Source organism: Paraburkholderia sp. RL17-337-BIB-A (genome assembly GCF_046025895.1).
In the GTDB taxonomy this organism is placed as follows: domain Bacteria; phylum Pseudomonadota; class Gammaproteobacteria; order Burkholderiales; family Burkholderiaceae; genus Paraburkholderia; species Paraburkholderia fungorum_C.
The window spans coordinates 919,135-943,401 of the sequence record NZ_JARESY010000002.1 but is presented as its reverse complement, the minus strand read 5'-3'; the positions used below and the strand labels follow the sequence as shown (position 1 = coordinate 943,401).

Annotated in this window: 24 protein-coding genes and 2 pseudogenes; 4 read left to right on the top strand and 22 right to left on the bottom strand. The window is 61.8% G+C overall.

Annotated elements, in window-relative coordinates:
* Position 1: 1 nt before the first annotated feature.
* The 7 genes and pseudogenes from P0D84_RS25195 to P0D84_RS25165 all read right to left on the bottom strand — a co-directional run bounded on the left by P0D84_RS25195 (position 2) and on the right by P0D84_RS25165 (position 7,768).
* The gene (locus P0D84_RS25195; protein ID WP_408341388.1) at positions 2 to 829 is read right to left on the bottom strand and encodes a transglutaminase family protein; all 828 of its coding nucleotides are present in this window, start codon (positions 827 to 829) and stop codon (positions 2 to 4) included.
* A gap of 11 nt (positions 830 to 840) precedes the next feature.
* Positions 841 to 1,791, bottom strand: a complete 951-nt coding sequence (locus tag P0D84_RS25190) for an alpha-E domain-containing protein (RefSeq protein ID WP_179740661.1) — start codon at positions 1,789 to 1,791, stop codon at positions 841 to 843.
* Between the two features lie 201 nt (positions 1,792 to 1,992).
* Positions 1,993 to 3,402, bottom strand: coding sequence for a circularly permuted type 2 ATP-grasp protein (locus P0D84_RS25185; RefSeq protein ID WP_408341387.1), 1,410 nt, complete (start codon positions 3,400 to 3,402; stop codon positions 1,993 to 1,995).
* A gap of 475 nt (positions 3,403 to 3,877) precedes the next feature.
* Entirely contained in the window at positions 3,878 to 4,330 is a 453-nt protein-coding gene (locus P0D84_RS25180; RefSeq protein WP_007177969.1) for an HU family DNA-binding protein, read from the bottom strand.
* 309 nt (positions 4,331 to 4,639) lie between these two features.
* Entirely contained in the window at positions 4,640 to 4,954 is a 315-nt protein-coding gene (locus P0D84_RS25175; protein WP_408341386.1) for a hypothetical protein, read from the bottom strand.
* A gap of 69 nt (positions 4,955 to 5,023) precedes the next feature.
* On the bottom strand, positions 5,024 to 6,496 hold the full coding sequence (gene pdxR, locus P0D84_RS25170) for a MocR-like pyridoxine biosynthesis transcription factor PdxR (protein WP_408341385.1): 1,473 nt from the start codon (positions 6,494 to 6,496) through the stop codon (positions 5,024 to 5,026).
* Between the two features lie 226 nt (positions 6,497 to 6,722).
* A pseudogene (locus P0D84_RS25165) lies at positions 6,723 to 7,768 on the bottom strand (oligopeptide:H+ symporter).
* Positions 7,769 to 8,029: 261 nt separating this feature from the next.
* Here P0D84_RS25165 and P0D84_RS25160 point away from each other — a divergent pair.
* On the top strand, positions 8,030 to 8,602 hold the full coding sequence (locus tag P0D84_RS25160; RefSeq protein ID WP_408341384.1) for a helix-turn-helix domain-containing protein: 573 nt from the start codon (positions 8,030 to 8,032) through the stop codon (positions 8,600 to 8,602).
* On the opposite strand, the gene P0D84_RS25155 is transcribed toward P0D84_RS25160, so the two are convergent.
* On the bottom strand, positions 8,599 to 9,057 hold the full coding sequence (locus P0D84_RS25155; RefSeq protein ID WP_408341383.1) for a hypothetical protein: 459 nt from the start codon (positions 9,055 to 9,057) through the stop codon (positions 8,599 to 8,601). The two genes, P0D84_RS25160 and P0D84_RS25155, sit on opposite strands and share 4 nt — an antisense overlap.
* Between P0D84_RS25155 and P0D84_RS25150 the strand changes: the two genes are divergently transcribed.
* The 3 genes from P0D84_RS25150 to P0D84_RS25140 all read left to right on the top strand — a co-directional run bounded on the left by P0D84_RS25150 (position 9,056) and on the right by P0D84_RS25140 (position 11,784).
* Positions 9,056 to 10,627 (top strand): OprD family outer membrane porin, encoded by a 1,572-nt coding sequence (locus P0D84_RS25150; protein WP_408341382.1) that lies wholly within the window; start codon positions 9,056 to 9,058, stop codon positions 10,625 to 10,627. The genes P0D84_RS25155 and P0D84_RS25150 overlap by 2 nt on opposite strands.
* A gap of 256 nt (positions 10,628 to 10,883) precedes the next feature.
* Positions 10,884 to 11,351 (top strand): hypothetical protein, encoded by a 468-nt coding sequence (locus P0D84_RS25145; protein ID WP_408341381.1) that lies wholly within the window; start codon positions 10,884 to 10,886, stop codon positions 11,349 to 11,351.
* Positions 11,352 to 11,568: 217 nt separating this feature from the next.
* The gene (locus tag P0D84_RS25140) at positions 11,569 to 11,784 is read left to right on the top strand and encodes a hypothetical protein (RefSeq protein ID WP_408341380.1); all 216 of its coding nucleotides are present in this window, start codon (positions 11,569 to 11,571) and stop codon (positions 11,782 to 11,784) included.
* 21 nt (positions 11,785 to 11,805) lie between these two features.
* Here the strand turns inward: P0D84_RS25140 and P0D84_RS25135 are convergent.
* From P0D84_RS25135 to P0D84_RS25070, 14 genes and pseudogenes are all read right to left on the bottom strand, one after another.
* Positions 11,806 to 11,913, bottom strand: a pseudogene (locus tag P0D84_RS25135) (IclR family transcriptional regulator); the annotation flags it as partial.
* A gap of 31 nt (positions 11,914 to 11,944) precedes the next feature.
* The gene (locus tag P0D84_RS25130; RefSeq protein ID WP_408341379.1) at positions 11,945 to 12,244 is read right to left on the bottom strand and encodes a hypothetical protein; all 300 of its coding nucleotides are present in this window, start codon (positions 12,242 to 12,244) and stop codon (positions 11,945 to 11,947) included.
* A 58-nt stretch (positions 12,245 to 12,302) separates the two neighbouring features.
* On the bottom strand, positions 12,303 to 13,238 hold the full coding sequence (gene panE / locus P0D84_RS25125; RefSeq protein ID WP_408341378.1) for a 2-dehydropantoate 2-reductase: 936 nt from the start codon (positions 13,236 to 13,238) through the stop codon (positions 12,303 to 12,305).
* Positions 13,239 to 13,560: 322 nt separating this feature from the next.
* Positions 13,561 to 14,538, bottom strand: a complete 978-nt coding sequence (locus P0D84_RS25120) for a nucleoside hydrolase (RefSeq protein ID WP_408341377.1) — start codon at positions 14,536 to 14,538, stop codon at positions 13,561 to 13,563.
* Positions 14,535 to 14,924, bottom strand: a complete 390-nt coding sequence (locus P0D84_RS25115; protein ID WP_408341376.1) for a cytidine deaminase — start codon at positions 14,922 to 14,924, stop codon at positions 14,535 to 14,537. The genes P0D84_RS25120 and P0D84_RS25115 overlap by 4 nt, the downstream gene beginning before the upstream one ends.
* 244 nt (positions 14,925 to 15,168) lie before the next feature.
* Positions 15,169 to 16,353 carry a thiolase family protein gene (locus P0D84_RS25110; protein ID WP_408341375.1) on the bottom strand — a complete coding sequence of 395 codons (1,185 nt, stop codon included), beginning with the start codon at positions 16,351 to 16,353 and terminating at the stop codon, positions 15,169 to 15,171.
* Positions 16,354 to 16,401: 48 nt separating this feature from the next.
* Complete coding sequence (locus P0D84_RS25105; RefSeq protein ID WP_408341374.1) at positions 16,402 to 17,832, bottom strand: efflux transporter outer membrane subunit; 1,431 nt, start codon at positions 17,830 to 17,832, stop codon at positions 16,402 to 16,404.
* Positions 17,833 to 17,842: 10 nt separating this feature from the next.
* Entirely contained in the window at positions 17,843 to 19,423 is a 1,581-nt protein-coding gene (locus P0D84_RS25100) for a DHA2 family efflux MFS transporter permease subunit (protein WP_408341373.1), read from the bottom strand.
* A gap of 7 nt (positions 19,424 to 19,430) precedes the next feature.
* Positions 19,431 to 20,585: an HlyD family secretion protein gene (locus tag P0D84_RS25095; RefSeq protein ID WP_408341372.1), complete on the bottom strand. Its 1,155-nt coding sequence runs from the start codon at positions 20,583 to 20,585 to the stop codon at positions 19,431 to 19,433.
* Between the two features lie 89 nt (positions 20,586 to 20,674).
* Entirely contained in the window at positions 20,675 to 21,097 is a 423-nt protein-coding gene (locus P0D84_RS25090) for a MarR family winged helix-turn-helix transcriptional regulator (RefSeq protein ID WP_408341371.1), read from the bottom strand.
* 81 nt (positions 21,098 to 21,178) lie between these two features.
* Positions 21,179 to 21,601, bottom strand: coding sequence for a MarR family winged helix-turn-helix transcriptional regulator (locus tag P0D84_RS25085; RefSeq protein ID WP_408341370.1), 423 nt, complete (start codon positions 21,599 to 21,601; stop codon positions 21,179 to 21,181).
* 248 nt (positions 21,602 to 21,849) lie between these two features.
* Entirely contained in the window at positions 21,850 to 22,827 is a 978-nt protein-coding gene (gene hutG / locus P0D84_RS25080) for a formimidoylglutamase (RefSeq protein ID WP_408341369.1), read from the bottom strand.
* On the bottom strand, positions 22,824 to 23,600 hold the full coding sequence (locus P0D84_RS25075) for an amino acid ABC transporter ATP-binding protein (protein ID WP_408341368.1): 777 nt from the start codon (positions 23,598 to 23,600) through the stop codon (positions 22,824 to 22,826). The genes hutG and P0D84_RS25075 overlap by 4 nt, the downstream gene beginning before the upstream one ends.
* Positions 23,597 to 24,265, bottom strand: coding sequence for an amino acid ABC transporter permease (locus P0D84_RS25070; RefSeq protein WP_323047223.1), 669 nt, complete (start codon positions 24,263 to 24,265; stop codon positions 23,597 to 23,599). Before P0D84_RS25070 ends, P0D84_RS25075 begins: the two co-directional genes overlap by 4 nt.
* Positions 24,266 to 24,267 lie beyond the last annotated feature (2 nt).

Below are 24,267 nucleotides of genomic sequence, written 5' to 3'. Positions count from 1 at the left end.
CCTATTGCGGCAACTGCGCACTGACCGTGACGGATACCTTCAGCTGCTCGTCCATCCCGCCGATGCGCCGGCCGCGCACCGGCGCGGCGGCTTCGTAGTCGCGCGCCACGGCGAGGCGGCAGTAGATTTCGCTGGCAAACGTGGCATGCGTGACGTCGATGGAAATCCAGCCCTTGCCATCGAGCCACACGTCGACCCATGCGTGGCTCGCGCCGTGCTCCCCGCCAAGGGGACTTCCTTCGGAGAGAACCTCGCCGGGTTCGATGTAGCCGCTCACGTAACGTGCCGGAACCCCGCGTGCGCGGCAGCATGCCAGCATCAGATGTGCATGGTCCTGGCACACGCCGTTGCCGAGCGCGAGCGCCTGGGCGGCCGTGCTGGTGACTTCGGTGATGCCTGGGTTGTATTTCACGCGCTGCAGAATCTGTTCGGACAACGCGATCAGATTGCTTGAGCTCGCGAGGCTCGGCACCGACGCGGCCAGCTCGCGAACCGCCGCATCGGCCTCGGTAAGACGCGTCGAGCAGGTGAAATGCTCGAGCGGAATCGGGCCGACAGCGTCGGGCAATTGGCCGTCGATCAGCGGAATCGTGTCCACTTCACCCGCCACATGCAGACGAATCTCGTCATGCGGCTTGTTGATGACGAGCGTATGCAGCACATTGCCGTAGGCGTCGATGGTCGCGTCGAGCTTGCCGGGCGCATCGATGCTCCAGCGCCGCACCACCTGCGAGGCGCCGCTCGACGGCGTCAGACGCAGTTGCTGGATCGAATAATGGACCGTCGCTTCGTAACGATAGGACGTGTCGTGGCGGATCGTCAGATACATAAAAAACTCCGTCAGGCGACTGGCAGCATCAGATAGGTACGCGCAACCAGATTGCCGAGCTCGAACACGCGAGCAAGGAACTGCGTCAGATAGGCGTGCAGGCCGGCTTCGAAAATCTGCCGGATGTCGGAGTACACCAGCTCGGCGCGCAGCTTGCCGGCAAACCGTTCGCACTGGTTCGAGCCGGACGTGCGCAGCATCGCGAGATTCGCGCACACGCCTTCGAGCGAAGCGAGCAGCGAGCGCGGCATCTGCTGGTTCAGGATCATCAATTCGACCACCCGCGCCGGCGTGACGACATCGCGATACACCTTGCGATAGATTTCCAGCGCCGACACCGAACTGAGAATCGAGGTCCAGTAGTAGAAGTCTTCGAGCTGGCGCGCGGCATCGCGTGAATTCGGCTCGACGTCGGCAAAGCGCACGTCGAGAATCCGCGCGGTGTTGTCGGCCCGTTCGAGGAAGGTGCCGAGCTGCGTGAAGAAAAACGCGTCGTCCTGCAACGCGGTACCGATCGTCACGCCGCGCGACAGGTGCGAGCGGAACTTCACCCATTCGAATAGCGCGCCAGGGTTGCTCGACGCCTGGCCGGACGCGGCACGTTCGTTGAACTCGAGCCAGGTGTCGTTGATGGTTTCCCACCATTCGGTCGTCAAGGTGCCGCGCACGGCGCGGGCATTTTCACGCGCGGCCTGCAAACACGAATGAATACTCGAAGGGTTGGTCGCATCGGCCACCATGAAATCGAGCACATTTTCGCGGGTCGGTTCATCGTAGCGCTGCGCGAAGGCAGATTCGAGTTCGGAGATGCGCAGCACTGAACGTTGCGCGCGCGCCTCCTGCTCGGGCGTTTGCGGCAACAGCAGCGCCTTCAGGTTGATATCGAGCATGCGGGCGGTGTTCTCCGCGCGCTCCATGTAGCGGGCCATCCAGAAGAGGTGATCGGCAGTTCGGCTTAGCATGACGGCGTTCCGTATCTGATGACGCGAGACCTGTGCAAGAGTAAGAGGTCCGCGCTGGTTATCCGTGTGGGCCGGCGGCGTTTGATTCATCTGCCGGCGCGTTAGGTTGCGCACGCGGTTGCCTGGATGGCTTCATGAGTCGCATGAGCTGTGACCCGAGCTGTGACATGAGCCACCGCGGCAACCGCGTTGGCAAGCGCGTCAGTCGACCATCCACGTATCCTTGGTCCCGCCTCCCTGCGACGAATTGACGACGAGCGAGCCCTCCTGCAACGCCACGCGCGTGAGACCGCCGGCGCACATCGTCACGCTCTTGCCGGACAGCACGAAGGGCCGCAAGTCGATATGGCGCGGCGCGATCCCCGCTTCGACGAAGGTCGGGCACGCGGAGAGCGCCAGCGTGGGTTGCGCGATGTAACCCGCGGGCCGCGCGATCAGGCGCTCGCGGAACGATTCGATTTCGGCTTTCGTCGACGCCGGACCCACCAGCATTCCGTAGCCGCCCGCGCCGTGCACTTCCTTCACGACCAGTTCAGGCAGATGCGCGAGTGTGTACGCGAGATCGTCGGGCTTGCGGCACTGGAACGTGGGGACGTTGTTGAGGATCGGCTTCTCGCCGAGGTAAAACTCGATCATTTCGGGCACGTACGGGTAGATCGATTTGTCGTCGGCGATGCCGGTGCCCATGGCGTTCGCAAGCGCGACGCGTCCAGCGCGATAGGCGGTCAACAGACCCGGCACGCCGAGCGCCGAATCGTTGCGGAAGGCAAGCGGATCGAGAAAATCGTCGTCTACACGGCGGTAGATCACGTCGACGCGCTTCGGCCCCTGGGTGGTGCGCATGAACACATAGTTGTCGTCGACGAACAGATCCTTGCCCTCCACCAGCTCCACGCCCATCTGCTGCGCCAGGAAGGTGTGTTCGAAATAGGCGGAGTTGTACATGCCCGGCGTGAGCACCACCACGACTGGATCGTCGACGCCTTCGGGCGCCACCGAGCGCAGTGTGTCGAGCAGCAGATCGGGATAATGCGCGACCGGCGCAATGCGGTTCTGCACGAACAGCTCGGGGAAAAGCCGCATCATCATCTTGCGGTTTTCGAGCATATAGGACACGCCCGAGGGTACCCGCAGGTTGTCTTCGAGCACGTAGAACTCGCCCTCGTCGCCCGCGCGCACCACGTCGACCCCGGCGATATGCGCGTAAACACCGAGCGGTACGTTCACGCCTTGCATCTCGGGACGGTATTGCGCGTTGGTATAAACCTGTTCGGCCGGCACGATCCCGGCGCGCACGATGTTGCGATCGTGATAGACGTCGTGGATAAACAGGTTGAGCGCCTGGACCCGCTGGCGCAAACCGGCCTCCAGCGTCTGCCACTCGCTGCGCGGAATGATGCGCGGAATCAGATCGAAGGGAATCAGCCGTTCGGTGCCGGACAGATCGCCGTTCACCGCGAAGGTGATGCCGACCCGGCGGAACAGCAGGTCGGCTTCCGCACGCTTACGTGCGATCGCCTCATTACCCTGCTTTACCAGCCACCGCTCAAAGCGCGCGTAGTGTGGCCGCACGGCATCGTCGTGATGACGCATCTCGTCATAGCATCGCATGTCACGCCCCGCTCTTGTTGTCGGATAGAAGGCGAATGCGCTGCGCATTCGGTGTTCGACAAACGATCAAGCAAGCGCTATGCCATTGAGCCTTTTGCGTGCAAAACACGGTGCATGCACGCCAAGAGCGCATCCCGACTGGCACGGCCTCGCTGCCATCGTACTGCGGCGGCCCATGATGCGCTAGTACGGTGCATGAGGGGCACTGTGGCGGGTGATGGCGGCCATCGCAAAACCGGACACGGGGCCTCCATCGGAGCGGAGCCGAACTAGCGCCAGGATCGCGGCGCGTTCGCGCCACCTCGCAAAAATGCCGGGACCGCGCATGAAAAATCCCCGTGGATTTGCATCCAAGGGGATTTGGACAACTCGCACTGCGGGTCGGCTCAAACGTTAACGACGGTTAAAAGCGGACGGTTAAAAACACGCGGCTAAAACCGCACGGTTAAATACCGCGCTAACGCATGAAGCGCGATCAGCCTGCTGCTGCGTCTTTCAGCTTCTTCAGCGGACGTGCCTTGATGCGCACGCTAGCCGGCTTGGCCGGGAACCAACGCTCTTCACCCGAGAACGGGTCTTTGCCGAAGCGCTTCTTCTTCGCCGGCACAGCTTGCACGACGATCTTCAGAAGACCCGACAGCGTGAATTCACCAGCGCCCTTCTTGTGGACAGCGCCGAGGATCGTGTCTTCGAGCGCGGCCAGCACGGCCTTGGCGGTCTTCGGTTCCACAGCAGCGCGTTCAGCGACGTGTGCAGCCAGCGAGGCCTTCGTGAAGGTGTCCTTGATCGGCGACGGAGCGCTGGAAGCCTTCACGGCGACCTTCTTAGCTGCGACGGCTTTCTTCGCAGGGACTTTCTTTGCAGCAACCTTCTTGGTCGGTACCGGGGCAGCAGCCTTCTTGGCCACCTTTTTTGCGGAAGTCGGCATGTTTCTCCTACCTGTAGTGGTCAGTGAATTGCACGAAGCGCACACGGTATGTGCACGCTTCAACGCCGGATTCTACAAGCGCTAATACGATTTGCGCGACTCTTTTGTGTATAACAGCGAAGGTTTGTTGCGCCGCGCAGACTTCGCAACACATTTTGATGCTTGTTTTAGCGGGTAAACGTGTGTCGGCCTGCCTGAAAGAGGTCTGCAACACGAACACGTAACGCGCGTTACAAGTCGTTTCGATGCATGAATAGAGGCACTTTCGGCGTCAGACGATGAGCAACGGACGACGACTCGAAAGTCGAATCACGGCTCGCCGACGCGCTCGCCATGCCGATTCATGCGGCGGAAAAAACACGCCCCCCGCAGCGAAAATCTCTGCAGGGGGCGGCTAACGTTGTTCTGCGACAGAAAAGCGCAGGTCATTTTCAACGCTTCAACGCGCGACCAGGGCCGGCTGACGTGCTTCAGATCCTGCCCGGTCTCTTTCACGTGGGCCCAATACGCATCATCGTCGCGCGCCATACCGAGTTCGCCGTTGCGATAGGCGATGACATTGCCCTCCGTGACGTCGATGAAATCGTTGCCGCCGCCAAAGCCGCCCTTGAACGGCGCGCTCACCGACAACACCGGAATACCCGCATATGGCGGCAGATTCGCGTTGATGTAGTTCGCGGCGAGCCGTCAGTTTCAGAGGCGCGGCAGAATACCGGTGAGCTTCGTGAGCGCCGCATCGATATGCTCGACGGCGATGCTGCCATAGCCGAGCATCACGCCGGGCTCCGGCTTCGCGCGCCGATAGAACGGCGCGAGTCCATACAAACCAATCGACGCCTCACGCGCGGCGCTCACCAGCGCCTCCTCGGTCAACGGCGCCTTCAGCCGCGTGGCCAGATGGATGCCGGCAGTCGGCACGATCGGTTCGAACCACGGCGCGAGATCGCCCTGCAAGTGCTTCAGCAGCATCGCGCGCCGCGCCGCATAAGTCTTGTGCATGCGCCGCAGATGCTTGGCGAAGTCGCCGTTCAGCATGAAGGTCGCGAGCGCGGTTTGCGTGAGCGTGCAGCCGTGACAGTCGGCGATCTGGCGGGCCTTCAGGAGCGGCCCATGGAGCGAGGCCGGCGGCACCACGTAGCCGACCCGCAGCTCCGGGAAAATCGTCTTCGAAAACGTGCCCAGATAAGCGACGAGACCGGCGCGGTCGAGACTTTTCAGCGGCTCCATCGGCCGGCCTTCGAAACGGTACTCGCAGTCGTAATCGTCCTCGATGATCACGGCGCCGCGTTTCTGCGCCCATTCGAGCAACTCTACGCGCCGCTCCAGACTCATGGGCATGCCGAGCGGGAATTGATGCGAGGGCGTCACGTAGACGAGCCGCGCCTTGTCCGGGAGCTTGCTCACGATCAGGCCTTCGCTGTCCACCGGTACCGGCACCACGCGTGCGCCCGTGGCCGTGAAGCATGCGTGGGCCGGCGGATAGCCGGGGTCTTCGAGCGCCGCGATCTCGCCGGGCCGCAACGTGATGCGTGCCATCAGATCGAGCGCGTGCTGCGCGCCTTGCGTGACGATCACGTCGTCCCAGTTGCTCGTGACCGCGCGGTTGAATGCCAGGTAGCGAGAAATCGCGAGGCGCAATTCCTGCTCGCCGGCCACGTCGCGATACGTGCCTGGGCCGCGCGCTTGCATACGCAATGCGTGATTCACGCAGCGGCGCCAGACGTCGAAGGGGAATAGCGATTTGTCAGTCGCGCCGCCGACGAAATCGTACGGCGGGGCGACCGTGGGCCGGGGCAGCGGCAAGGTCTCAGGCATCTGCTCCCACAGCGGCTGGGCGCGCGCCGCGGCCTGCTGTTTCGCTTTCGCCCGCTCGCGCGCCGACTCGGTGGCCCGTGCATGCGGCGAGCGTTCCACCGGAAGACGCTCGAGACCATCGGCGACGAAGGTGCCGGAACCGGCACAGGCGCTCAGATAGCCTTCAGAGAGCAGCCGCTCGAATACGTCGAGCGTGGTCTTGCGCGACACGCCCAGTTGCGTCGCGAGATCGCGCGTGGAAGGCAAGCGTGTGCCGCCGGCGAGGCGCCCTGCGAGTATGCCGGCACGCAACTGCCGGTAGATCTGTCCGGACAGATCGTGACGCCCTTCGACCGCAATGTGGATGTCCATCCGAGTGGTTACCTAAAATATCCCGGCAAGGGTTGATCCGAAAGACCGGTGCCAACCGCAAGCTTACCTCGGGTCGCCGCTATCGGAGTGCAGTCGGCGCAGTCAAGCCGCCGCGAGGTCCGGAGATGCGAGGTACGCAGCGCACGCCCGCAAGCGCCCTACCCAGAACGCAAAATGGCGCGCCCGTGCGACACCAGGCGCGCCATTTTTTCTGCTGCCGACTGGCTTAATCTGCCGCCGTACCGCTCAGCGCAGCGGTTTGCCGCGCGCTCTCGCGCGCCTCGTCGCTGCAACGCTGATGTTCACGCGAAAGCTTGCGCATCAGCGGCAACAGCAGCACGGCAACCAGCGCGCCGACCGCCGCGAGCCAGCCCAGACCTGTGAACAGCCTGGTGTACAACGGCAACGATTCGAGCGGGTCCAGATCGCCCACCGGCATCTGCGCGAAGTTGGCGACCACGCTGCCCAGATACTGCGACACGCCGGTTGCCACGAAGTAAGCGCCCATCATGAAGCCGCTCATGCGCGCCGGCACGTAGCGCGCGATCATCGCGAGACCCAGCCCGCTCACCAGCAATTCGCCGAGCGAATACAGGCCGTAGCCGCCCACCATGAACCACGACGACACGCGCCCGTTCACCGCGTAGTTGCCGCTCGCCGCATACACGAAGAAGCCGGCCGCCACCACCGCGAAGCCGAATGCGTACTTGACCGCCACCGGCACGTCCTTGCCGCTCTTTGCGAGCTTCGTATAGAGCAGCGCGAGCACCGGGCTCAGCAACATGATCCAGATCGGATTGAGCGCCTGGAACTGCGCGGCGCTCCACGTGAACAGCGTCTCGCCGAACAGCATGAAGCGCGGATCGACGTTGCGCAGCGCGAACAGCGTGAGCGACGTCGACATCTGCACGTAGAACACGAAGAACAGGATCACCTGCGCAGTCAGGATCAGCGCGGCGACCAGACCCGCGCGCTCCGAGCGTTCGCACTTCACCAGCATGTAGCCGAAGATCGCCAGAATCGCGACGCCCGCCGTGTACACGCAGGCCACGGCAATTGACTTGTGCTGGGCGCCGCGTACACCAGCGCCGTGAACGCGCCCCACGTGAGGGTGGCGTGGCTGTCGGTGAAGTTCAGCTTGTCGATCATGAACAGGACCAGCAGCGCGGCCATCCCGTAATAACCAAAGCGCTCCCACATCTCGATCAGGAAGACCGTCGAGAACGAACGGGTCTGCGAGACCGGTGCGCCCGGGGGATTGGATGAATTCATCATGTACCTCTTGCTTTTACGGTTGCAGCGGCGCGTGGACGGGCCACGCGCCGCGAAAAACTGATTGATGGAAAACGGCCCGCGGATCAACACCGGTCAAAACGGCCGGCGCGCATTCGCGTTCTGGCAACATAGAATGTTGTCTCGAAAAGCGGTCGCTCGCATAACCGGGCGCTGAATGGCCGCAGCCCCGGCCTAAACCGCTATCAAACCATATTTACTTATATCAAACAAATTTTGACGGGCTAATTTCCTCCTGCTATGGTCACGACAATTCAACAGAACAATCCGGCGCTCGAACTCGGCAGCAAGATCCGCTCACTTCGGCAACGGCTCAAGCGCACCCTGGACGACACGGCAACCGCGGCAGGTATTTCCAAGCCGTTCTTGTCGCAAGTCGAACGCGGCCTGGCGTCACCGTCCATCACGTCGTTGGCGGGGATCGCGCAAGCACTCGGGGTGACGGTGCAGTATTTCGTCGACACGCCAAGCGAAGAACGCTCGGTGTGCCGTGGCGATCAGTTGAAGTTTTTTGGTTTTGCGGACTCAGCCAATCTGTTTGCGCGGCTGACCAATCTGACGGGCGGCCGTCAGCTCGAAGCGATCCTCGTGAGGATGCCAATCGGGCAGAAGCGCTCCGAAGTGACCACGCATGCCGGCGAAGAATTTGTTTATGTGATCGACGGCGAAGTGTCGTTGACATTGGAAGGCAAGACGTTCGTGTTGCACGCGGGAGACAGCGCGCACTACGAATCGACGGTGCCGCACAGCTGGGTGAACACCGCACGCAAGGAGTCGGTGGTCGTCTGGGTGGGCACACCAAGACTGTTCTAAAAAGCAGGCACCTTTTCCGGTCGAGCCGGCCAGGGATTGCCTGCATTACGCAATGTGAGGAATCCTGCATGCCGAGCAAACAACAAGGGCCTCCCCGGCCCGAACACTGCGGATAACCAGGCGCCCTGGCGCCGGCGCGTTCTTCTCTCGACCTTTCCCGCAATCTCAACCGATGAAAACCCGTTCGTCCACGCGACGGCGTTGACCGCGCTCGTCCTTACGTTTCGGTCCTCGGCCCTCGCGGTTACGGTGCCCGCCGGCGTCACGCTCGCTGCCAGCAGGAGATGACCCGCCAGGTGCTGGCCGAAATCATCGCGTGCTGATGATGTATCTGGGACGTGGCAGTCCGTCGCGCCGCTGGATTCGTTCGTCCTGTCATCATCAGGACGAACGCTAAACGTGGACTGGCTAACCGCCAGCCAATGATTCACCAAAATAACAGAGACGTTCCACATGAAAGATTGCCGAACAAAAAACCGGTCAGGAAAAACCAGTGCAGCTACCTTCTTTTACTGCGCATTCACGCTGCCCGCGCTGACTCTCGGCACGAGTGCCTACGCCGATGACATCGTATTGGAGCCCACCGCCGATACGAGCAAAACTCAAACACTCGCGCAAACGTTTTCGTCTCCCACGCCACAGTCGCAAGCCGCGCAAGCGAACCCCGCTGGCAAGCGCAGGGCGGACCAAGGCGGCACGGTGCGCAACGATCAACCGGACACCACCAACGCCGTTGTCAACGCGGAAGCTAACCAGACCGTCACGCCGCCCACTCCGCCGTCGAGCCAGGCAGCGAGCAAGGGCTTTATCGGCGATAGCCATCTGAACCTGCAGTTCCGCAACTACGCCGACTACTTTCAGGCCCCCACCTCGATCTATCGCCACGCGTGGGTTCAAGGCGCGCAAGTCAACTATGAATCGGGGTTCACGCAAGGCCCGGTCGGCTTAGGCGTCGACGCGTCGCTGTTCGCCGCACTCAAACTCGACGGCGGCAACGGCGCCGGAAATATGGTGCATGTCGGCAAGGACGGCGGCGGCTCGCAACAACTCGCGTGGGCTTACCCCGGCATGTATGACATCAAGGGGCGCATTTCGGAAACGGTCGTGAAGTACGGTCTGCAGATCGTAACCAACCCGTTCCTCGAGCCGCACGATAACCGCGCGTTGCCACCGACTTTCCTTGGTGTGTCGATGGTCAGCAACGACCTGGTTCATACGACGCTGGAGGCCGGCAGTTTCACCAAAGTCGACGCACGCGGCCACACGAATCTGACCAACCTGACTACCTCGTACGGCGGTAAGCGCATCGACCGCCTGACTTACGTGGGCGGCACGTGGCACTACGCGAAGAACGGCGAAATGGCGCTGTATGTCAACCAGGCCGACGACGTCTGGCGTCAATACTACGGCTCGGTGGCGCAATCGTTTGGCGACCCGACCACCATCAAGTGGAGCGGTCTCGCGAATATCTACTCGACGCACGATACCGGCGCATCCCGCCAGGGGCATATCAACAGTAACGCGTACAGCCTGTCAGTTTCCGCGCAGCACGGCCCGCATGCGCTGCTGCTCGGCTACCAGCAGGTGCTCGGCGATCAGTTCTTCGACTACGTCAACGAGACCAACGGCATCTACCTGACCAACTCGATGGACGTCGACTATAACGCGCCGCATGAACAGTCGCTGCAATTGCGCTACACGTTCGACGGTAAATATGCGGGCGTGCCGGGGCTCAAGGCGATGTTCTGGGGCGAGTATGGCTGGGGCGCGGATGCATCGGCGGGTGCCGCGGATAATGCTTCGGCGTCGGCGCCGCTGCACGACCTCTATTGGAAGAATGGTGAACCGGTGCACGGCCATCACCACGAGTTCGGTTTCATTCCGAGCTATACGCTGCAAAGCGGCCGCTTCAAAGACACGAAGATCACGTTCATCGCGATGTGGCACAACGCCTCGCGCTATTACTCCGATGGCAACAATATGGAGTACAGGTTGGTGGTGAATGTGCCGGTGAAGGTGTTCTGAGGGGAGCGGGCTTACGGGCCCTGTGCATAGGGCCATAAAGGCCGTTCTCTTTTCGTGCAGGTGTGTTTGGGAAACACCTGCACGCGCCGGATGGTGAGCTTTCTTTGGGTCCTGAGTTCACTTTTTCGGAGCATCTACCAGCGATGGAAATAGTTGTCTTTGACTTCCGGATTCTGATGCCGGAGTGAGAAATGACATTCATCGTCCAATGTCACCGATCAATTGCAGGTAGCAGCATATTGCGAGGGAAAAGCCAATGAGCATCGACAATAAAACGTGGGGCTGGGAACTGGCGAGGAACAGTGGCCTGCTCATTAAGATTTTTGGCGACTACCCATCCTTTCACGACTCGGCCGTGACGACGTTCTCTTTGCAGAGAAAGCGACGCTCGTTCGATGGCGTAGACTCGAAGCCGCTGCCGGCTGGCCGCGTGCGCAATTTAGTCGATCTCCAGCTTGAGGTGCTGCACAATCGCTACGCGGCTCCTCGCACTGATGGAGGGCCCGACTATCTGGTCGTGTTAGATATCCTGGATATTCGGTACTCGGAGATCGATGTAAACGCCATGATCGAGGAAGCCTCAGTTATGGAGATTTCTTTGTCCGATACGCCCGATGATCTGATCCGCTTCGACCTTGAACCCAATATCGGACTCGATATCCGCTTAACTTGTAAAGAGGTCGTCGTCAGTGCAATTCGACCATACAGCCGAAGCGAATTTTAAGCCTCGCAGCCGTACTTCTCACGCAAAGGAGTGAGCGCCATCCGGTGGCGAAGAAACGTGTGCAATAGAAATAATCAAAAAGTATGAGTCGTTCCACGACTGGTATTTGCAGGGTGTTGCCGCCGATCTGGACGCCGGCGAGGTAGAGCTACGTTTGATGTTCGACAACAGGAAAGATCATGCACACGTGATTTTCAAGGGAGCGTCGCGGTGTCTCATGAACGATTTTCTGATACAGAACATCATTTACTCGATGGACGTACTGACAGATTTTGAGTCGGACGAGTACAAGCGAGCTCTCGACGCGCTGGACAACTCGTATTCCTGGGGACGAAATAAGCCCAGGAAGAACATCGCGGTAATCACAGCAACGCTTGGCGCTGAATTGTTCATTGAGTTTGATTCGCTGGCAGTCGAGTCCATCGCCCGATGACGGTCGCTTTCCGCTTTCAGATCACCCCGTGATCCGCTCCGTAGTCACCGCCCGCGGCAACCCATGCATCGGCGGGCGCAACGCGACATCGAACGGATTAGTCTGCAGGCGGATCACATCGGCTTGGCGCACGCGCTGGAATCGGCAGATCGAGCGTTAGTCAGAAGATCACCGAAATCGCCACGCCTAGCCAGATCGACACGACACCGGCAAGAAACATGTGCCGCGCGATCCGGATGCGGCTGTCGTTGGTTTCCGCTTCAACGGGACTCGTCGCCATCCACGGCACCAGACCGAGGCAGCCGAAGCCGATCATCGCAAACACGAAGACAAAGACGTCGGAGACCTGCCATTTCGTCTGGTCGTACAAGCCCCAATATCCGAGAAAGACGATGCCGATCGAGAAGATCGTCGCCGAGGCGGAACTGAGCGCGGGTACGGAGCCGCTTGGACTCGGCATGCTGCACCTCCGATCGTTAAGCTGCTGTGGCCGTTCCCGTCGCCCGCGCTCCGGTCATTCAGGACGTGCGGGTCTGCCTCGCTTCATACGTCTTCAGATGACTATAGGCGATACGCAGCAGCGACAAGCCGTGTTCGCCCTTTTGCGCATCGCCGCCGCGCGAGATCAGATCGCCGAGAATGTGATCCGCCTCGGTATGCGAATGGTTTTCGACGTCGCGCAGCATCGAAGCCGTCAGCGGCGAAGGCGTGAACAGCGTTTGCGTGGCCCGGGCGTCGAAGTCCTGGCCCATGGTAAAGCCATTGCGCTCGGCCACGCCACGGCACTCGCCGAGCAGGTTTTCGATAATGCGCTTGCCGTCCGGCGCAGCCAGAATATCGCCGACCGACCCACGCATCAAGCATGTACTGGCCGCCAATGTGGCCAGGAACACCCACTTTTCCCACATGCGCAGCAGGATGTTGTCGCTGACCACCGCGTCGAAATTCGCGCCGGCCATTGCGTCCGCGATCGCCTCTACGCGCTCGGACGTGCCGCCTTCCAATTCGCCGAAGGTGATCGCATGCATTTCGTTCAGGTGCATGATGTGCTGCTCGGGGTTGAGCGTTGCGGCGATCACGCATTGTCCACCCAGTACGCGCGACGCACCGAACTTTTCCTTGAGCACGTCGATATGGCGCATGCCGTTGAGCATTGGCAGAATCAGCGTCGATTCGCCGACCAGCGGTGCGAACGAATCGATCGCGTCGTCGAGACTGTAGGCTTTGCAACTGAGCAGCACGAGATCGAACGGCTCCGCGCCGACACCGGCGAGAATCGTCTTGACGTCGCGCAACGTGAGATCGCCGCGCGCGCTGTTGATGACGAGACCGTCACGCTGGAGTTTTTCCGCACGGCCGGGGCGCACCAGAAAGGTCACGTCCTGGCCCGCTGCCGCGAGACGTCCGCCGAAGTAGCCGCCTACGGCGCCCGCCCCTACTACTAGAATTCGCATCTTTTGCCTCTCGATAGATTTGAGTCATGCGCGCCGGGGCGATAAGCCAACGCCTTAAGGACCCGCACGCAGCACGTGGGGAGAAATGTAGCAAAGATTGAGGATGGGCATCGGCCACAAATGCCGGTCTTTTGTTGCAACGCACCGCGTCCACGGTGTTCCGCATCGTTCCGGACTGCCGTTATGTCAGCTCAATCGCCGCGCCGCCGGCCGTCCACACGGCTCGCCCTATACGTAAACGGACGCACGGCGAGCAGGCACCGCGAGGAATCGATGCGCGAAGGCTCACCGGGCAAAGCGGCGACAGCATTGCAAGATCGGCCTACAGCATGCCGCAGATGGTGCGCTCGTAAAGCGCGAGCATCCCGGGCACGTCCACAGCCACGCAAACTTCGCACTCAGGCCGGCTGTCCCAATCCGGCGCGGGCACCGGCATCGTGGAAGGCTTCTGGATAGTCTGGCCCATCGCGATACCCTCCGTCAGCACGCGCACGGGACCGCTGCGAACCGTATAAAGATGCGGCGCCAATACATAGGCCACCGCCGACGAGTCGTGTACGTAGATACCCTTGAGTTGTGCGCTTTGCTGATGAAAGGCCTCGTAGTGCCGCGACACGTCCCACACGAACTGCCCCGCCGCACCGCCGCGATCGCGCAGCGACGCCAGATAGTCCTGGCTCATGATGGTGCGCTGCGTGACGTCGAGCCCCACGATCACCACCGGCCACGCCGCGCCGAGCACGATATCGGCAGCATCGGGGTCATCGAGAATGTTCGCTTCCGCGGCGGGCGTCACGTTGCCGAGCACGCCTTCCGTGCCGAACGCGCCGCCCATGATCACCACCTGCTTGACGAGCGTAGCGATCCGCGGATCGTCAGCGAGCGCCAATGCCAGGTTCGTCAGCGGTCCCACGGCGATCAACGTGACTTCCCCGGGGTGCGCGCGCACCGTGTCGATGATGAAGCGGTGCGCGGGACGGCCGTCGAGCGCTGCTTCAAGACCGGTTTCACACCCTGCCTCGATTGCGATATTGCCAAGGCCGTCATCGCCGTGAATCCAGGCGAGCGGCTCGGGCACCGCGCGTTTGAGCGGCGCAGCGGCGCCTTGTGCAACCGGCACACCCGGCGCGAACCGTCCGGCCAGGAAACGCGCATTGCGCGTGGTGGTATCGATCGTGGCGTTGCCGAATACGCTCGTCAGACCGAGCAATTCAATGTCCGGATGCAGCGCCTGAAAAACAAGCGCCATTGCATCGTCCACACCGGGGTCGGTGTCGTAGATAACCTTGTGCCTGCTCATAGATAGAACGCGTCCGGCAATTGTTCGCGCGCGGTGGTGTCGCGCGTCGCACCGTGCAGATTGCCGAGGCGGATCGGCAAATCCGGTCCGCCCAGTTCGATGATCACCTGGCGGCATGCGCCGCACGGTGCGATCGGTCCATCCGTATCGCCTATCACGGCAAGCGCGGCGAACTGGTCGCGCTGATAGCCCGCGGCAATAGCGCTGAAAAACGCCGTACGTTCCGCGCAATTGCACAGCCCGTACGAGGCATTCTCGACGTTGCAACCGTCGAATACTTTGCCGTCTTTAGTCAGCAGCGCGGCGCCGACCTTGAATTTCGAATAAGGCACATAAGCTTTTTCTCGCGCAACACCCGCGCGTTCCAGCAGTTGTTCCATGTTCATGCAACGATCCTCGCTTCAATTCAATTCAGCGTCAGGAACATGGCCGCAATCGTGGCGCTCATCAGGTTCCAGAACGAGTGGCACTGATGCTAAACGAAACTTGTGCCGTAGGAAAACCTTAAATAGCGAGCGGCGCGTGTTTGCTGAGCAACGGGATCTGAGTTAACGCGCCGCGCATCTAACAGACAACGAATAGCCCGAGGGGCGCGTTAGCGTTTCAGGACACGACAACGCGCCGCTGCTTTCAGATCACTTCCAATGCCAGCGCAATCCCCTGCCCGCCGCCGATGCACAACGTCACGATGCCGCGTTTCAAGCCGTCACGGCGCATCGAATGCAAGAGGCGCGTCGTCAACACCGCGCCGGTCGCGCCGATAGGATGACCGTGTGCAATCGCGCCGCCTTGCACGTTGATCAGTTCATCGGCGATGCCGAGTCTGCGCGCCACCGCGATGGGCACAGCAGCGAAGGCTTCATTGATCTCGAAGCGTTCGACGTCGCCCAGTTGCCAACCGGCACGGGCCAAAGCCATTTGCACAGCCGGCACCGGACCGAGGCCGAACATGCCCGGCTCGACGGCCGCGACGCCATACGCCACCAACCGCGCGAATGGCTCGATGCCATGCGCCTCGGCGAAGCCACGCTCGGCGACCAGCATCGCCGCTGCGCCGCTGTTCAATCCCGGCGCGTTGCCCGCGGTGATCGTACCGTCCGGGCGGAATGCCGGACGCAATCTGGCGAGCGTTTCGACGGTGGTATCCGGGCGCGGCTGTTCATCGCTCGTAAAATGCTGCGGACCTTTGCGCCCCTGGATTTCCACGGCGACCAGTTCAGCGTCGAAATCACCGCGCGCCTGCGCCTCGGCAAAACGCTGTTGCGAACGCGCGGCCCAACGGTCCTGCGTTTCACGCGTGAGGTCGAACTGTGCGACGAGATCTTCGGTATGCCAGCCGGAATGCTCGCCGGAAAACGCGTCGTTCAGGCCGTCGCGCAGCAGACTGTCGTGGATGTGCGCGTTGCCCATGCGGTAACCCCAGCGGCCGCCGTCGAGCAGATACGGTGCACGGTCCATGTTTTCCATGCCGCCGGCCACGGCTGCATCGCCGAGGCCGAGCCAGATTTCCTGGGCCGCGGACGCAATTGCCTGCGCGCCGGAACCGCATACACGGTTGACCGTCAATGCAGGCACGGCAACCGGCACACCGCCGCCAATCGACGCCTGACGCGCCGGATTCATCTTGTTGCCGGCCTGAATCACGTTGCCCAGTACCACCGAGGCCAACGCAGCCGGATCGAGCCCGCTGCGACGCAGCGTCTCACGTACCGCGACCGCGCCGAGTTCGGTTGCGGGCACATCTTTCAGCGATCCGCCGAACGCACCGATCGGCGTTCTCACCGGATTGCAGATCACTACTTCTCGCGTACTCATCGTTCATCTCCAGTTGCACTACCCCATTGATCGCCACGTGCACGCGCATCAATTCGCCGATGCCGCCGTGACCGTGTCAGGCACATCCCAGCCGCCACCCAGCGAGCGGTATAGCGCCACGGCCGCGAGCGCATGCTCGCGTTTGGCCTGATTCAACGATTCAGCATCGCGCAGATACGCTTCCTGCGCGTCGAGTACATCGAGGAAACTCGACGCGCCGCCCTTGTAAAGCTCCGTCGACAGACGCAGCGCATGATTCGACGCATCGAGTGCGCCGCCCAGGCGTTGCACCTGCACCGCGCCATTCACCAGATCGCTGCGGTTGTCCTCGATTTCCTTGAGCGCCTGCAGCATGGTTTGCTGCAAACCAAGTTGCGACTCGCGCATCCGGCTCTCGCTAGCGTCGATGTTCGCCGTGATGCGGCCGGCGTTGAAGATCGGACTCGTTGCATTCAATGCGGCGCTAAAGAGGTTATCGGTCAGCGTCGGCAAGCCGAGGTAGGACGAAGCCAGCAAGCCGTCGGCGAGATTGAGCCTGAACTGCGGATAGCGCTGCGCCTTCGACACGCCCACTTCCGCCGCGCGCTGTTCCACTGTCGCATAGGCCGTGCGCACGTCGGGCCGCTGCAACAGCGCGTCGGACGGCAGCGTCTGCGGCACGCTTTGCGCGGGCACCGGAATGTCGCGTGCATTGGCCAGCAGCAAACCGTCGACGCTCTCCGGCGTGCGCCCCGAATACACCGCGATCAGACTCAATTGATGCTGCACCGCCGACTGCATGCGCGGGATCTGCGCCTGCAAATCTTCCAGCTGGTTCTGCGCTCGCGCGACGTCGAGTTGCGTCGACAACCCGTAATGCAAACGCTGCTGTGTGAGCTTCAGGGCCCGGGCGCGGATCTGTTCGTTGTCGCTGAGAATCTGCAATTGCGATTGCGCCCAACGCAGATCGATATACGCCGCCGCCGTGTTCGCCGCGAGCGCCAGACGCAGTTGGTTCAAGGCCGCCTGGCGGCCCGACACCTGCGCCTGCGCCGCCAGCACGGCAAGACGTTCACCGCCGAAGACGTCCGGCGTCCAGCTCGCCGTCACGCCGATGCCGGCCTGGCGCACATAACCGAGCGGCGGCGGTGTGTTCTGACGCGAGTCGGATGCGCTCGCGCTGGCGTTCAATTCGGGCAGCAATGCCGCGCGATTCTGCGTCGCGAGATCCTGTGCTTGCTTGACGCGTTCCACGGCGGCCTGCACGTCGAGATTGCCGGTCAGCACCGACTCGACCAATTGATGCATGACAGGGTCGCCGAATTGCGCCCACCACGTGTTGGCGCTCACACTGTCTTGCGGCGCGTCGACATTCCATGCGCTCGGCGCGACGGTCTGAACCGTATGCTGCAGGTCCGCATGCGTTGCGGGCTGCACCGCGCATGCCGCAAGCGTCAGCAATGCCGCGCTCGCCAGTGCTTTGATAACGATAGGTTTCATGCTGAATTCCTCAATGAGCATCGGGCGGCGGTGCGGTATTGCCGAACGGGCGCGAGAACAGCACGCTCAGCAAACCAACGACGAAACAGAGCGACAGCGCAAAAAACGTGTCGGAGAACGTGAGCACGAGCGCTTCGCGCATTAGCAACGCATGCAACTCGCCGAGACCCGCATTGGCCGCATTCAGCGCATTGCCGCCCATTGCCGCGAAGTGCGCGCTTTGCTGCTGCAGAATCGATTCGACCACCGGACGCCCGGCGCTCAGGTGTTCGTCGAGCCTCTCGTAGTGGAGATTCAATCGATCGTTGAGCATCGTGCTGCTCACCGCAATGCCAATCGCGCCGCCGAGATTGCGCATCAGATTGAACAGGCCGCTCGCCGAGCGCAGCCGCGAAGGTGGCAGGGAGCCGAGCGCCATTGTCACGATAGGTGGAATGCAGAACTGCTGGCCGATGCCGCGCAATGCCTGCGGGATCAGTAGTTCTTTCCAGCCCCACTCACTGGTCAACGGCACATAGAGATAGCACCCGACACCGAATAGAACGAGTCCGAACACCATCAGCCAGCGCATATCGATGAAACGAGCCAGGGTCGAATACGCCACCAGCGCGAGCAACTGGAAACAGCCGACCGACAGCAACGCCAAGCCGATCTGCAACGAATCGAAGCCCCGTACGCGCGACAGAAACACCGGCGTCAGAAATACCGTGCAGAAAATGCCGATCCCGGTGATGAAGGACAACAAACTGCCGATGCCGAAGTTGCGAACCGCCAGCGCGCGCAAATCAACAATTGGTTCTTTCGCGGTGAATGCATGCACAAGGAACAGAAAACCACAGATCGCCGACACCCATGTACACAGCACGATCACGTCGTCGCCGAACCAGTTCTTACGCGGACCTTCTTCCAGCACATATTCGAGGCAGCCGAGAAAGCCGGACATCAACAGGATGCCGAGGTAGTCGCCTTTTTTCAGCAGCGAAAGATCGACCTCGTCGATGTGGACGTATTTCGGCACCATCAGCGTGACGGCGATGCCCGGCACGAGGTTCAGATAAAACAGCCAATGCCAGGACCATTGCGCCGTGATCCAGCCGCCTATTACCGGACCGATGGTCGGCGCGAGCGTGGCCAGCGCGCCGATAGTGGTGGACGCAATCAGTCGCTGTTTGCCGGGGAACAGCACGAACGCCGTGGTGAAAACCGTCGGGATCATCGCCGCGCCGAGTGCGCCCTGCAGACCGCGAAACAGGATCATCGAGTTGATGTCCCATGCGAGGCCGCACAGCATGCTGGTGATCGTGAAGCCGAGCGCGGAGAACGCGAACAGCCAGCGCGTGGAAAACACTCGCGTCAGCCAGCCGGACATCGGAATCACCAGAATTTCGGCGATCAGATATGACGTCTGTACCCACGAGAGTTCGTCCTGGCTCGCGGACAAACCTCCGCCGATGTCCCTAAGCGAGGACGCAACGATCTGGATGTCCAGCGTCGCCATGAAAAAGCCGAGGCACATCAGCGCGAACGCGAAGAACCTGGTGCGCGTCGGCTGGTCGGCCGGATTGGCGAAATGGGCGGGAGCCTGAGTCATGATCGGCTTATCCGCGGGCCGGCGCATTGCCGGCGCCCCGAGGGGAGTTCTCCGCCCCGAAGGAGGTCTCCTTGGGGGATTGGGGAGCGTCGACATGCACCTTCACGGTTGCCGAAAGGCCGGGGCGCAGCACGCCTTGCATGTCCTTCGGCACGTCGAGACGCACACGCACCGGCACGCGCTGCACGATCTTCGTGAAGTTGCCGGTGGCGTTTTCCGCCGGCAACACGCTGAACGTCGCACCGGTCGCGGGGGCGAGACTCTCCACCACGCCGTGAATCTGCTTGCTCGACGCATCGAGATCGATGTCGACACCATCGCCGACGTGCATCTTCTTCAACTGGTCTTCCTTGAAGTTAGCGTCGATCCACAGTCCGCTCGACGGCACCACAGTCAAGAGCGAAACGCCGGTGTTCGCCAGCAGGCCGACGCGTGCGGTGCGATTGCCGACGTAACCGTCGATCGGCGAGCGGATCGTCGTGTATTCCACGTTCAATGCCGCGACCCGCTGCGCCGCCTGCGCGGTGGCGATGCGTGCCTCGGCGTCACCGATCTGCGCGTCGAGCACGGCAATCTGCCGTTGCGCCGCAATCAACCCGGCGTTGCTGCGATCAACCGCGGCATGGGCCTTGGTCAGATCGGCGTCCGCGCGTTCGACAACCTGATTCGATACCGCCTCGTCCTTCACCAGTTCGCGATAACGCGTCTGATCGGATGCGCTGCGGGTCAACTCGGCGCCGGACGCGCGCACCTCGGCGGCCTGCTCGTTGATGGTGGCGAGCTGCAGCGATTTCTTCGCCTGCAACTCGGTGACGGCGGCCTGTGCGCTCTGCACTTCCGCAGTGGCCTGCGCGAGGCGGGCATCGTAATCGCGCGCGTCGAGCCGGATCAACACCTGATTCGCATGGACGAACTGGTTGTCGCGCACCAGCACGTCCGTGACGAAGCCGCTCACCTTCGGCGACATCACGGTGACATCGCCGCCCACGTATGCATCGTCGGTCGATTCGACAAAGCGGCCGACGAAGAACCAGTACGACGCAGCAAGCGCCAGCACGGCGAGCACCGTGATGATGGCGAGCAGCATCCACGGAATGCGCCGGGCCGGTTTGGCGGCGCTTGCCACGCTGGGCGGTGCAATAGTCGAAGGTGTAGTGGACATGGTGTTCGAATGTGCGTATGCACTCGTTGAGCTGAAAAAAACGGCGCGTTGCGCTGCGCCGGGCTTGACCCGCTTCATGCGGGCCTGATTCAAACCGGATCGTTTGTGATGGCGAACAACTCGGCGCGCAATGCCGCCGCGCGCTGTTCGCCGAAGCGATTCTCGAATTCGGCTTGCGCCGCATACCAATGCTTGCGTCCTGCCTGCAAACGCTCAATGCCCGCGGCCGTCAGTGCAATCGACAATGCCCGCGCGTCCGCCCCGCGTGTCTCGCTCGACACGAGTCCGTTGCGCCGCAGCGGCTGGATCGTGCGAACCAGCGTGGTGCGCTGCATGCGCATGGCTTCGGCCAGTTGCTTCATGGTCATCGGACCGGTGCGCTTCAATCGGCCCATCAGCGAAAACTGCGTGATGGTGAGGCCGACATTCTCAAGATGACGGTCGTAAAGCTGCGATACATAGCGTGCGGCCTGGCGAATCGCAAAGCAGTCGTCGTCGAAGAGCCCATCCATCGCTGCACTTCCTTTTTCGTGAGTGCGTATGCACACAATGAGGCGTACCGAAGCTCGTCGGAACGAGCTCATACGCTTTGGCTACCCGGTGATGCTGAAGAGTTCGGCGCGCAGCATCTTGGCACGCGCGTGGCCAAACTTTTCTTCGAACTCGTCTTGCGCGGCACGCCATGCGATGGCGGCCTGGTCGAAGGTCGTTTCGCCCTTCTCCGTGAGACTGAACAGAAACGTGCGGCCGTCATGCTCCGCCGGCTCGGCCACCACCAGGCCGTCGCGCTGCAACGGTTTCATGGCGCGAACCAGCGTGGTGCGCTCCATGACCATGGCGTCCGCAAGCTCCGCCATGGGCAGGTTCGGCGTGCGCGCGAGCTTGGCGAGAATCGTGAACTGCGCGGCTGTCAGACCCACCTCGCCGAGATGGCGCTCGTAGATCTGCGTGACGTGGCGCGCCGCCTGGCGCAGCGCGAAGCAGTTGCATTCGTCATAAGAGAGGGGACGGTTCATGGTGGGGAGTGTATATGTGCATACGCACAGAGTCAAGTTTACTTGCGTTCAAGGCGTCCCCGGCAGGAATCACGGTGATCCGGCGAATAACACCAGTAAGGTCAATCCGTTTCTGGCTATTGGGGTGTTTGTGCAGTAGGTATGCAGTGCGCTGGAAGTGAAGAACGGCTCGCTGGAGTAATCCGGCGGGCCGTTTTGTCTGGTGACTTTGCACGCCCGCCCTGCCGAGTGCTGTGCTGCGCTGTGCGCTAAAGCAATCGATACGCCAATCGCGCAGCCGCCCTCGCCGTCCGCTTGTCCTGATCGAGCGACGGGTTGTACTCCGCAATATCCGCCACGCGCAGCTTGCCCGACGCACGCACGCGCTGCACCATCGTTTCGACCACCGACAAGGGTACGCCTAACGCGGCCGGCGCCGATACGCCCGGTGCCGTGGCAGCCGGGAGCACGTCGAGGTCGAGGGTCAGATAGACATCGTCCGCTGCGTCCAGCAACTGTTGCAGATCGGCTAAACGCTGCGGCAAATGTGGTTCCTGCATATCGATATCGAGCACGTAGCGCACGCCGAGTTCTACAGCATGCGCGAACAGCGAAGCGGTGTTGCCCAGATCGCTGATGCCGAAACAGGCGTAGTTGAACGGCACACCTCGTTCGGCGCAATCGTTCGCGATCTGGTCGAACGGCGTACCCGAGTTAGCCGGCCGCTTCTGGCGCAGATCGAAGTGAGCGTCGAAGTTGATGATGAGCAGCTTGCGGGTCACATGCTCCAGATGCATGCGCAAACCGCAATACGTCCCCCACGCAACCTCATGCCCGCCCCCGAACACCAACGGCCGGCCGCCGCCCGCGAGCACTTCGCTCACCACGTTCGCGAGTTCCGCCTGCGCGCCTTCGAGGTCGCCGTCGTCGCACACCACATCACCGGCATCAGCGAGTGCGGTCATCGAGGTCTTCGCCGGCAAACCCGCCAGCACTCGACGCAATTCCTTCGGCGCATGTGCCGCGCCCGTACGCCCTTGATTGCGCCGCACGCCTTCATCGGAACCAAAGCCGACGATCACCGGCGCATCGCCTCCAATGCGCGGCGCAACACGCAAACCAGCCTCATGCAGCACCCCGCGGCCGAACGCAAAAGGCACCACCTGATTGAAAACACGCCGCGTATCGCCGGGCTCGCCATCATCGGAACGGCCGCTCCACACCTTCTCATCGAATGGAACTCTCATGCGCGCGACAGCACCGCCTGCAGGAAGGCCCGCGTGCGCGGCTGGGACGGCGCCGAGAAAATCTCAGCAGGCGGTCCCGCCTCGACGATCACGCCGCCGTCCATCACCACCACCACGTCGGCGACTTCCTTCGCGAAACCCATTTCGTGCGTGACGACCACCATCGTCATGCCTTCGCTCGCGAGCAGCTTCATCACCTGCAGCACTTCGCCGACCAACTCGGGATCGAGCGCGGAGGTGGGCTCGTCGAATAACATCACGCGCGGTTGCATCGCCAACGCGCGGGCAATCGCAACGCGCTGCTTCTGACCGCCCGACAAACTCGCCGGCATCACATGCGCCTTGTGCGCGAGGCCGACTTTTTCCAGCAACGCGATCGCAGCCGCTTCGGCTTCGGCCTTGCTGGCGCCGCGCAACATCCGCGGACCGACTGTGATGTTATGCAGCACCGACAGATGCGGAAACAGATTGAACGACTGAAACACCATGCCCACTTCGGTGCGCAGCGCATTCAGCGAGCGCTCCTTGAGCATCGCGCCCTGATCGACCAACCGATGCCCGCAGATATCGATCGTGCCGCCTTCAGCCTCTTCGAGCCCATTGCAGCAACGCAGGAACGTACTCTTGCCCGAGCCGCTCGGCCCGATCACCACCACCACCTGCTGCGGCTGAATGTCGAAGTCGATGCCGTTCAACACAGTATGCGAGCCGAACGATTTGGTCAGCCCACGAATGCTGACGATAGGTTCAGCCACTTTGGCTACGGTATTCATTGCACCATCCCTCCTGCACGCAAGCGCCGCTCCACACGATGCAGCGCGTAATTGGTCACCTGCGTCAACACCAGATACACCAGCGCGATGGCCAGATACACTTCGAGCGAACGGTACGACACGCTAATGATCTTCTGACCTTCGTGCATCAGATCGTCGATCGTCAGCAGCGACACCAGCGCCGAGTTCTTGATCAACGCGATGAACTCGTTGCCAAGCGGCGGGATCATCCGCACGATCGCCTGCGGCAAAATGATCGCGCGCATCGCCTGCCCCGACGACATGCCGATCGAGCGTGCCGCTTCCATCTGCCCGCGATCCACCGACTGAATCGCGCCGCGCACGATCTCCGACACATACGCCGCCGAATACAGGCCGAGCCCCAGCATCCCGCACACGAAAGCGGGTAACAGAATGCCGAATTGCGGCAACCCGAAAAACAACAGGAATAGTTGCACGAGCAACGGTGTACCGCGGAAGAACGTGAGGTACGCGGTGCAGAAGGCGTACACGACTCGCCGCTTAGGCGTGAGCCGGCCGATACCGATCAACAGGCCCAGCACACAGCTCAGTGCGAGCGCGGCGGCGGTCACTTCGACCGTCACCAGTGCACCATGCATGATGTCCGGCCAACCGGCAATCACCGGCGAAAAATCGAGTTCCATTG

Coding starts and splice junctions, on each gene's coding strand:
- P0D84_RS25195 (WP_408341388.1), bottom strand. CDS start 829: ATGTATCTGACGATCCGCCACGACACGTCCTATCGTTACGAAGCGACG.
- P0D84_RS25190 (WP_179740661.1), bottom strand. CDS start 1,791: ATGCTAAGCCGAACTGCCGATCACCTCTTCTGGATGGCCCGCTACATG.
- P0D84_RS25185 (WP_408341387.1), bottom strand. CDS start 3,402: ATGCGATGCTATGACGAGATGCGTCATCACGACGATGCCGTGCGGCCA.
- P0D84_RS25180 (WP_007177969.1), bottom strand. CDS start 4,330: ATGCCGACTTCCGCAAAAAAGGTGGCCAAGAAGGCTGCTGCCCCGGTA.
- pdxR (WP_408341385.1), bottom strand. CDS start 6,496: ATGGACATCCACATTGCGGTCGAAGGGCGTCACGATCTGTCCGGACAG.
- P0D84_RS25160 (WP_408341384.1), top strand. CDS start 8,030: ATGGTCACGACAATTCAACAGAACAATCCGGCGCTCGAACTCGGCAGC.
- P0D84_RS25150 (WP_408341382.1), top strand. CDS start 9,056: ATGAAAGATTGCCGAACAAAAAACCGGTCAGGAAAAACCAGTGCAGCT.
- P0D84_RS25155 (WP_408341383.1), bottom strand. CDS start 9,057: ATGTGGAACGTCTCTGTTATTTTGGTGAATCATTGGCTGGCGGTTAGC.
- P0D84_RS25145 (WP_408341381.1), top strand. CDS start 10,884: ATGAGCATCGACAATAAAACGTGGGGCTGGGAACTGGCGAGGAACAGT.
- P0D84_RS25140 (WP_408341380.1), top strand. CDS start 11,569: ATGAACGATTTTCTGATACAGAACATCATTTACTCGATGGACGTACTG.
- P0D84_RS25130 (WP_408341379.1), bottom strand. CDS start 12,244: ATGCCGAGTCCAAGCGGCTCCGTACCCGCGCTCAGTTCCGCCTCGGCG.
- panE (WP_408341378.1), bottom strand. CDS start 13,238: ATGCGAATTCTAGTAGTAGGGGCGGGCGCCGTAGGCGGCTACTTCGGC.
- P0D84_RS25120 (WP_408341377.1), bottom strand. CDS start 14,538: ATGAGCAGGCACAAGGTTATCTACGACACCGACCCCGGTGTGGACGAT.
- P0D84_RS25115 (WP_408341376.1), bottom strand. CDS start 14,924: ATGAACATGGAACAACTGCTGGAACGCGCGGGTGTTGCGCGAGAAAAA.
- P0D84_RS25110 (WP_408341375.1), bottom strand. CDS start 16,353: ATGAGTACGCGAGAAGTAGTGATCTGCAATCCGGTGAGAACGCCGATC.
- P0D84_RS25105 (WP_408341374.1), bottom strand. CDS start 17,832: ATGAAACCTATCGTTATCAAAGCACTGGCGAGCGCGGCATTGCTGACG.
- P0D84_RS25100 (WP_408341373.1), bottom strand. CDS start 19,423: ATGACTCAGGCTCCCGCCCATTTCGCCAATCCGGCCGACCAGCCGACG.
- P0D84_RS25095 (WP_408341372.1), bottom strand. CDS start 20,585: ATGTCCACTACACCTTCGACTATTGCACCGCCCAGCGTGGCAAGCGCC.
- P0D84_RS25090 (WP_408341371.1), bottom strand. CDS start 21,097: ATGGATGGGCTCTTCGACGACGACTGCTTTGCGATTCGCCAGGCCGCA.
- P0D84_RS25085 (WP_408341370.1), bottom strand. CDS start 21,601: ATGAACCGTCCCCTCTCTTATGACGAATGCAACTGCTTCGCGCTGCGC.
- hutG (WP_408341369.1), bottom strand. CDS start 22,827: ATGAGAGTTCCATTCGATGAGAAGGTGTGGAGCGGCCGTTCCGATGAT.
- P0D84_RS25075 (WP_408341368.1), bottom strand. CDS start 23,600: ATGAATACCGTAGCCAAAGTGGCTGAACCTATCGTCAGCATTCGTGGG.
- P0D84_RS25070 (WP_323047223.1), bottom strand. CDS start 24,265: ATGGAACTCGATTTTTCGCCGGTGATTGCCGGTTGGCCGGACATCATG.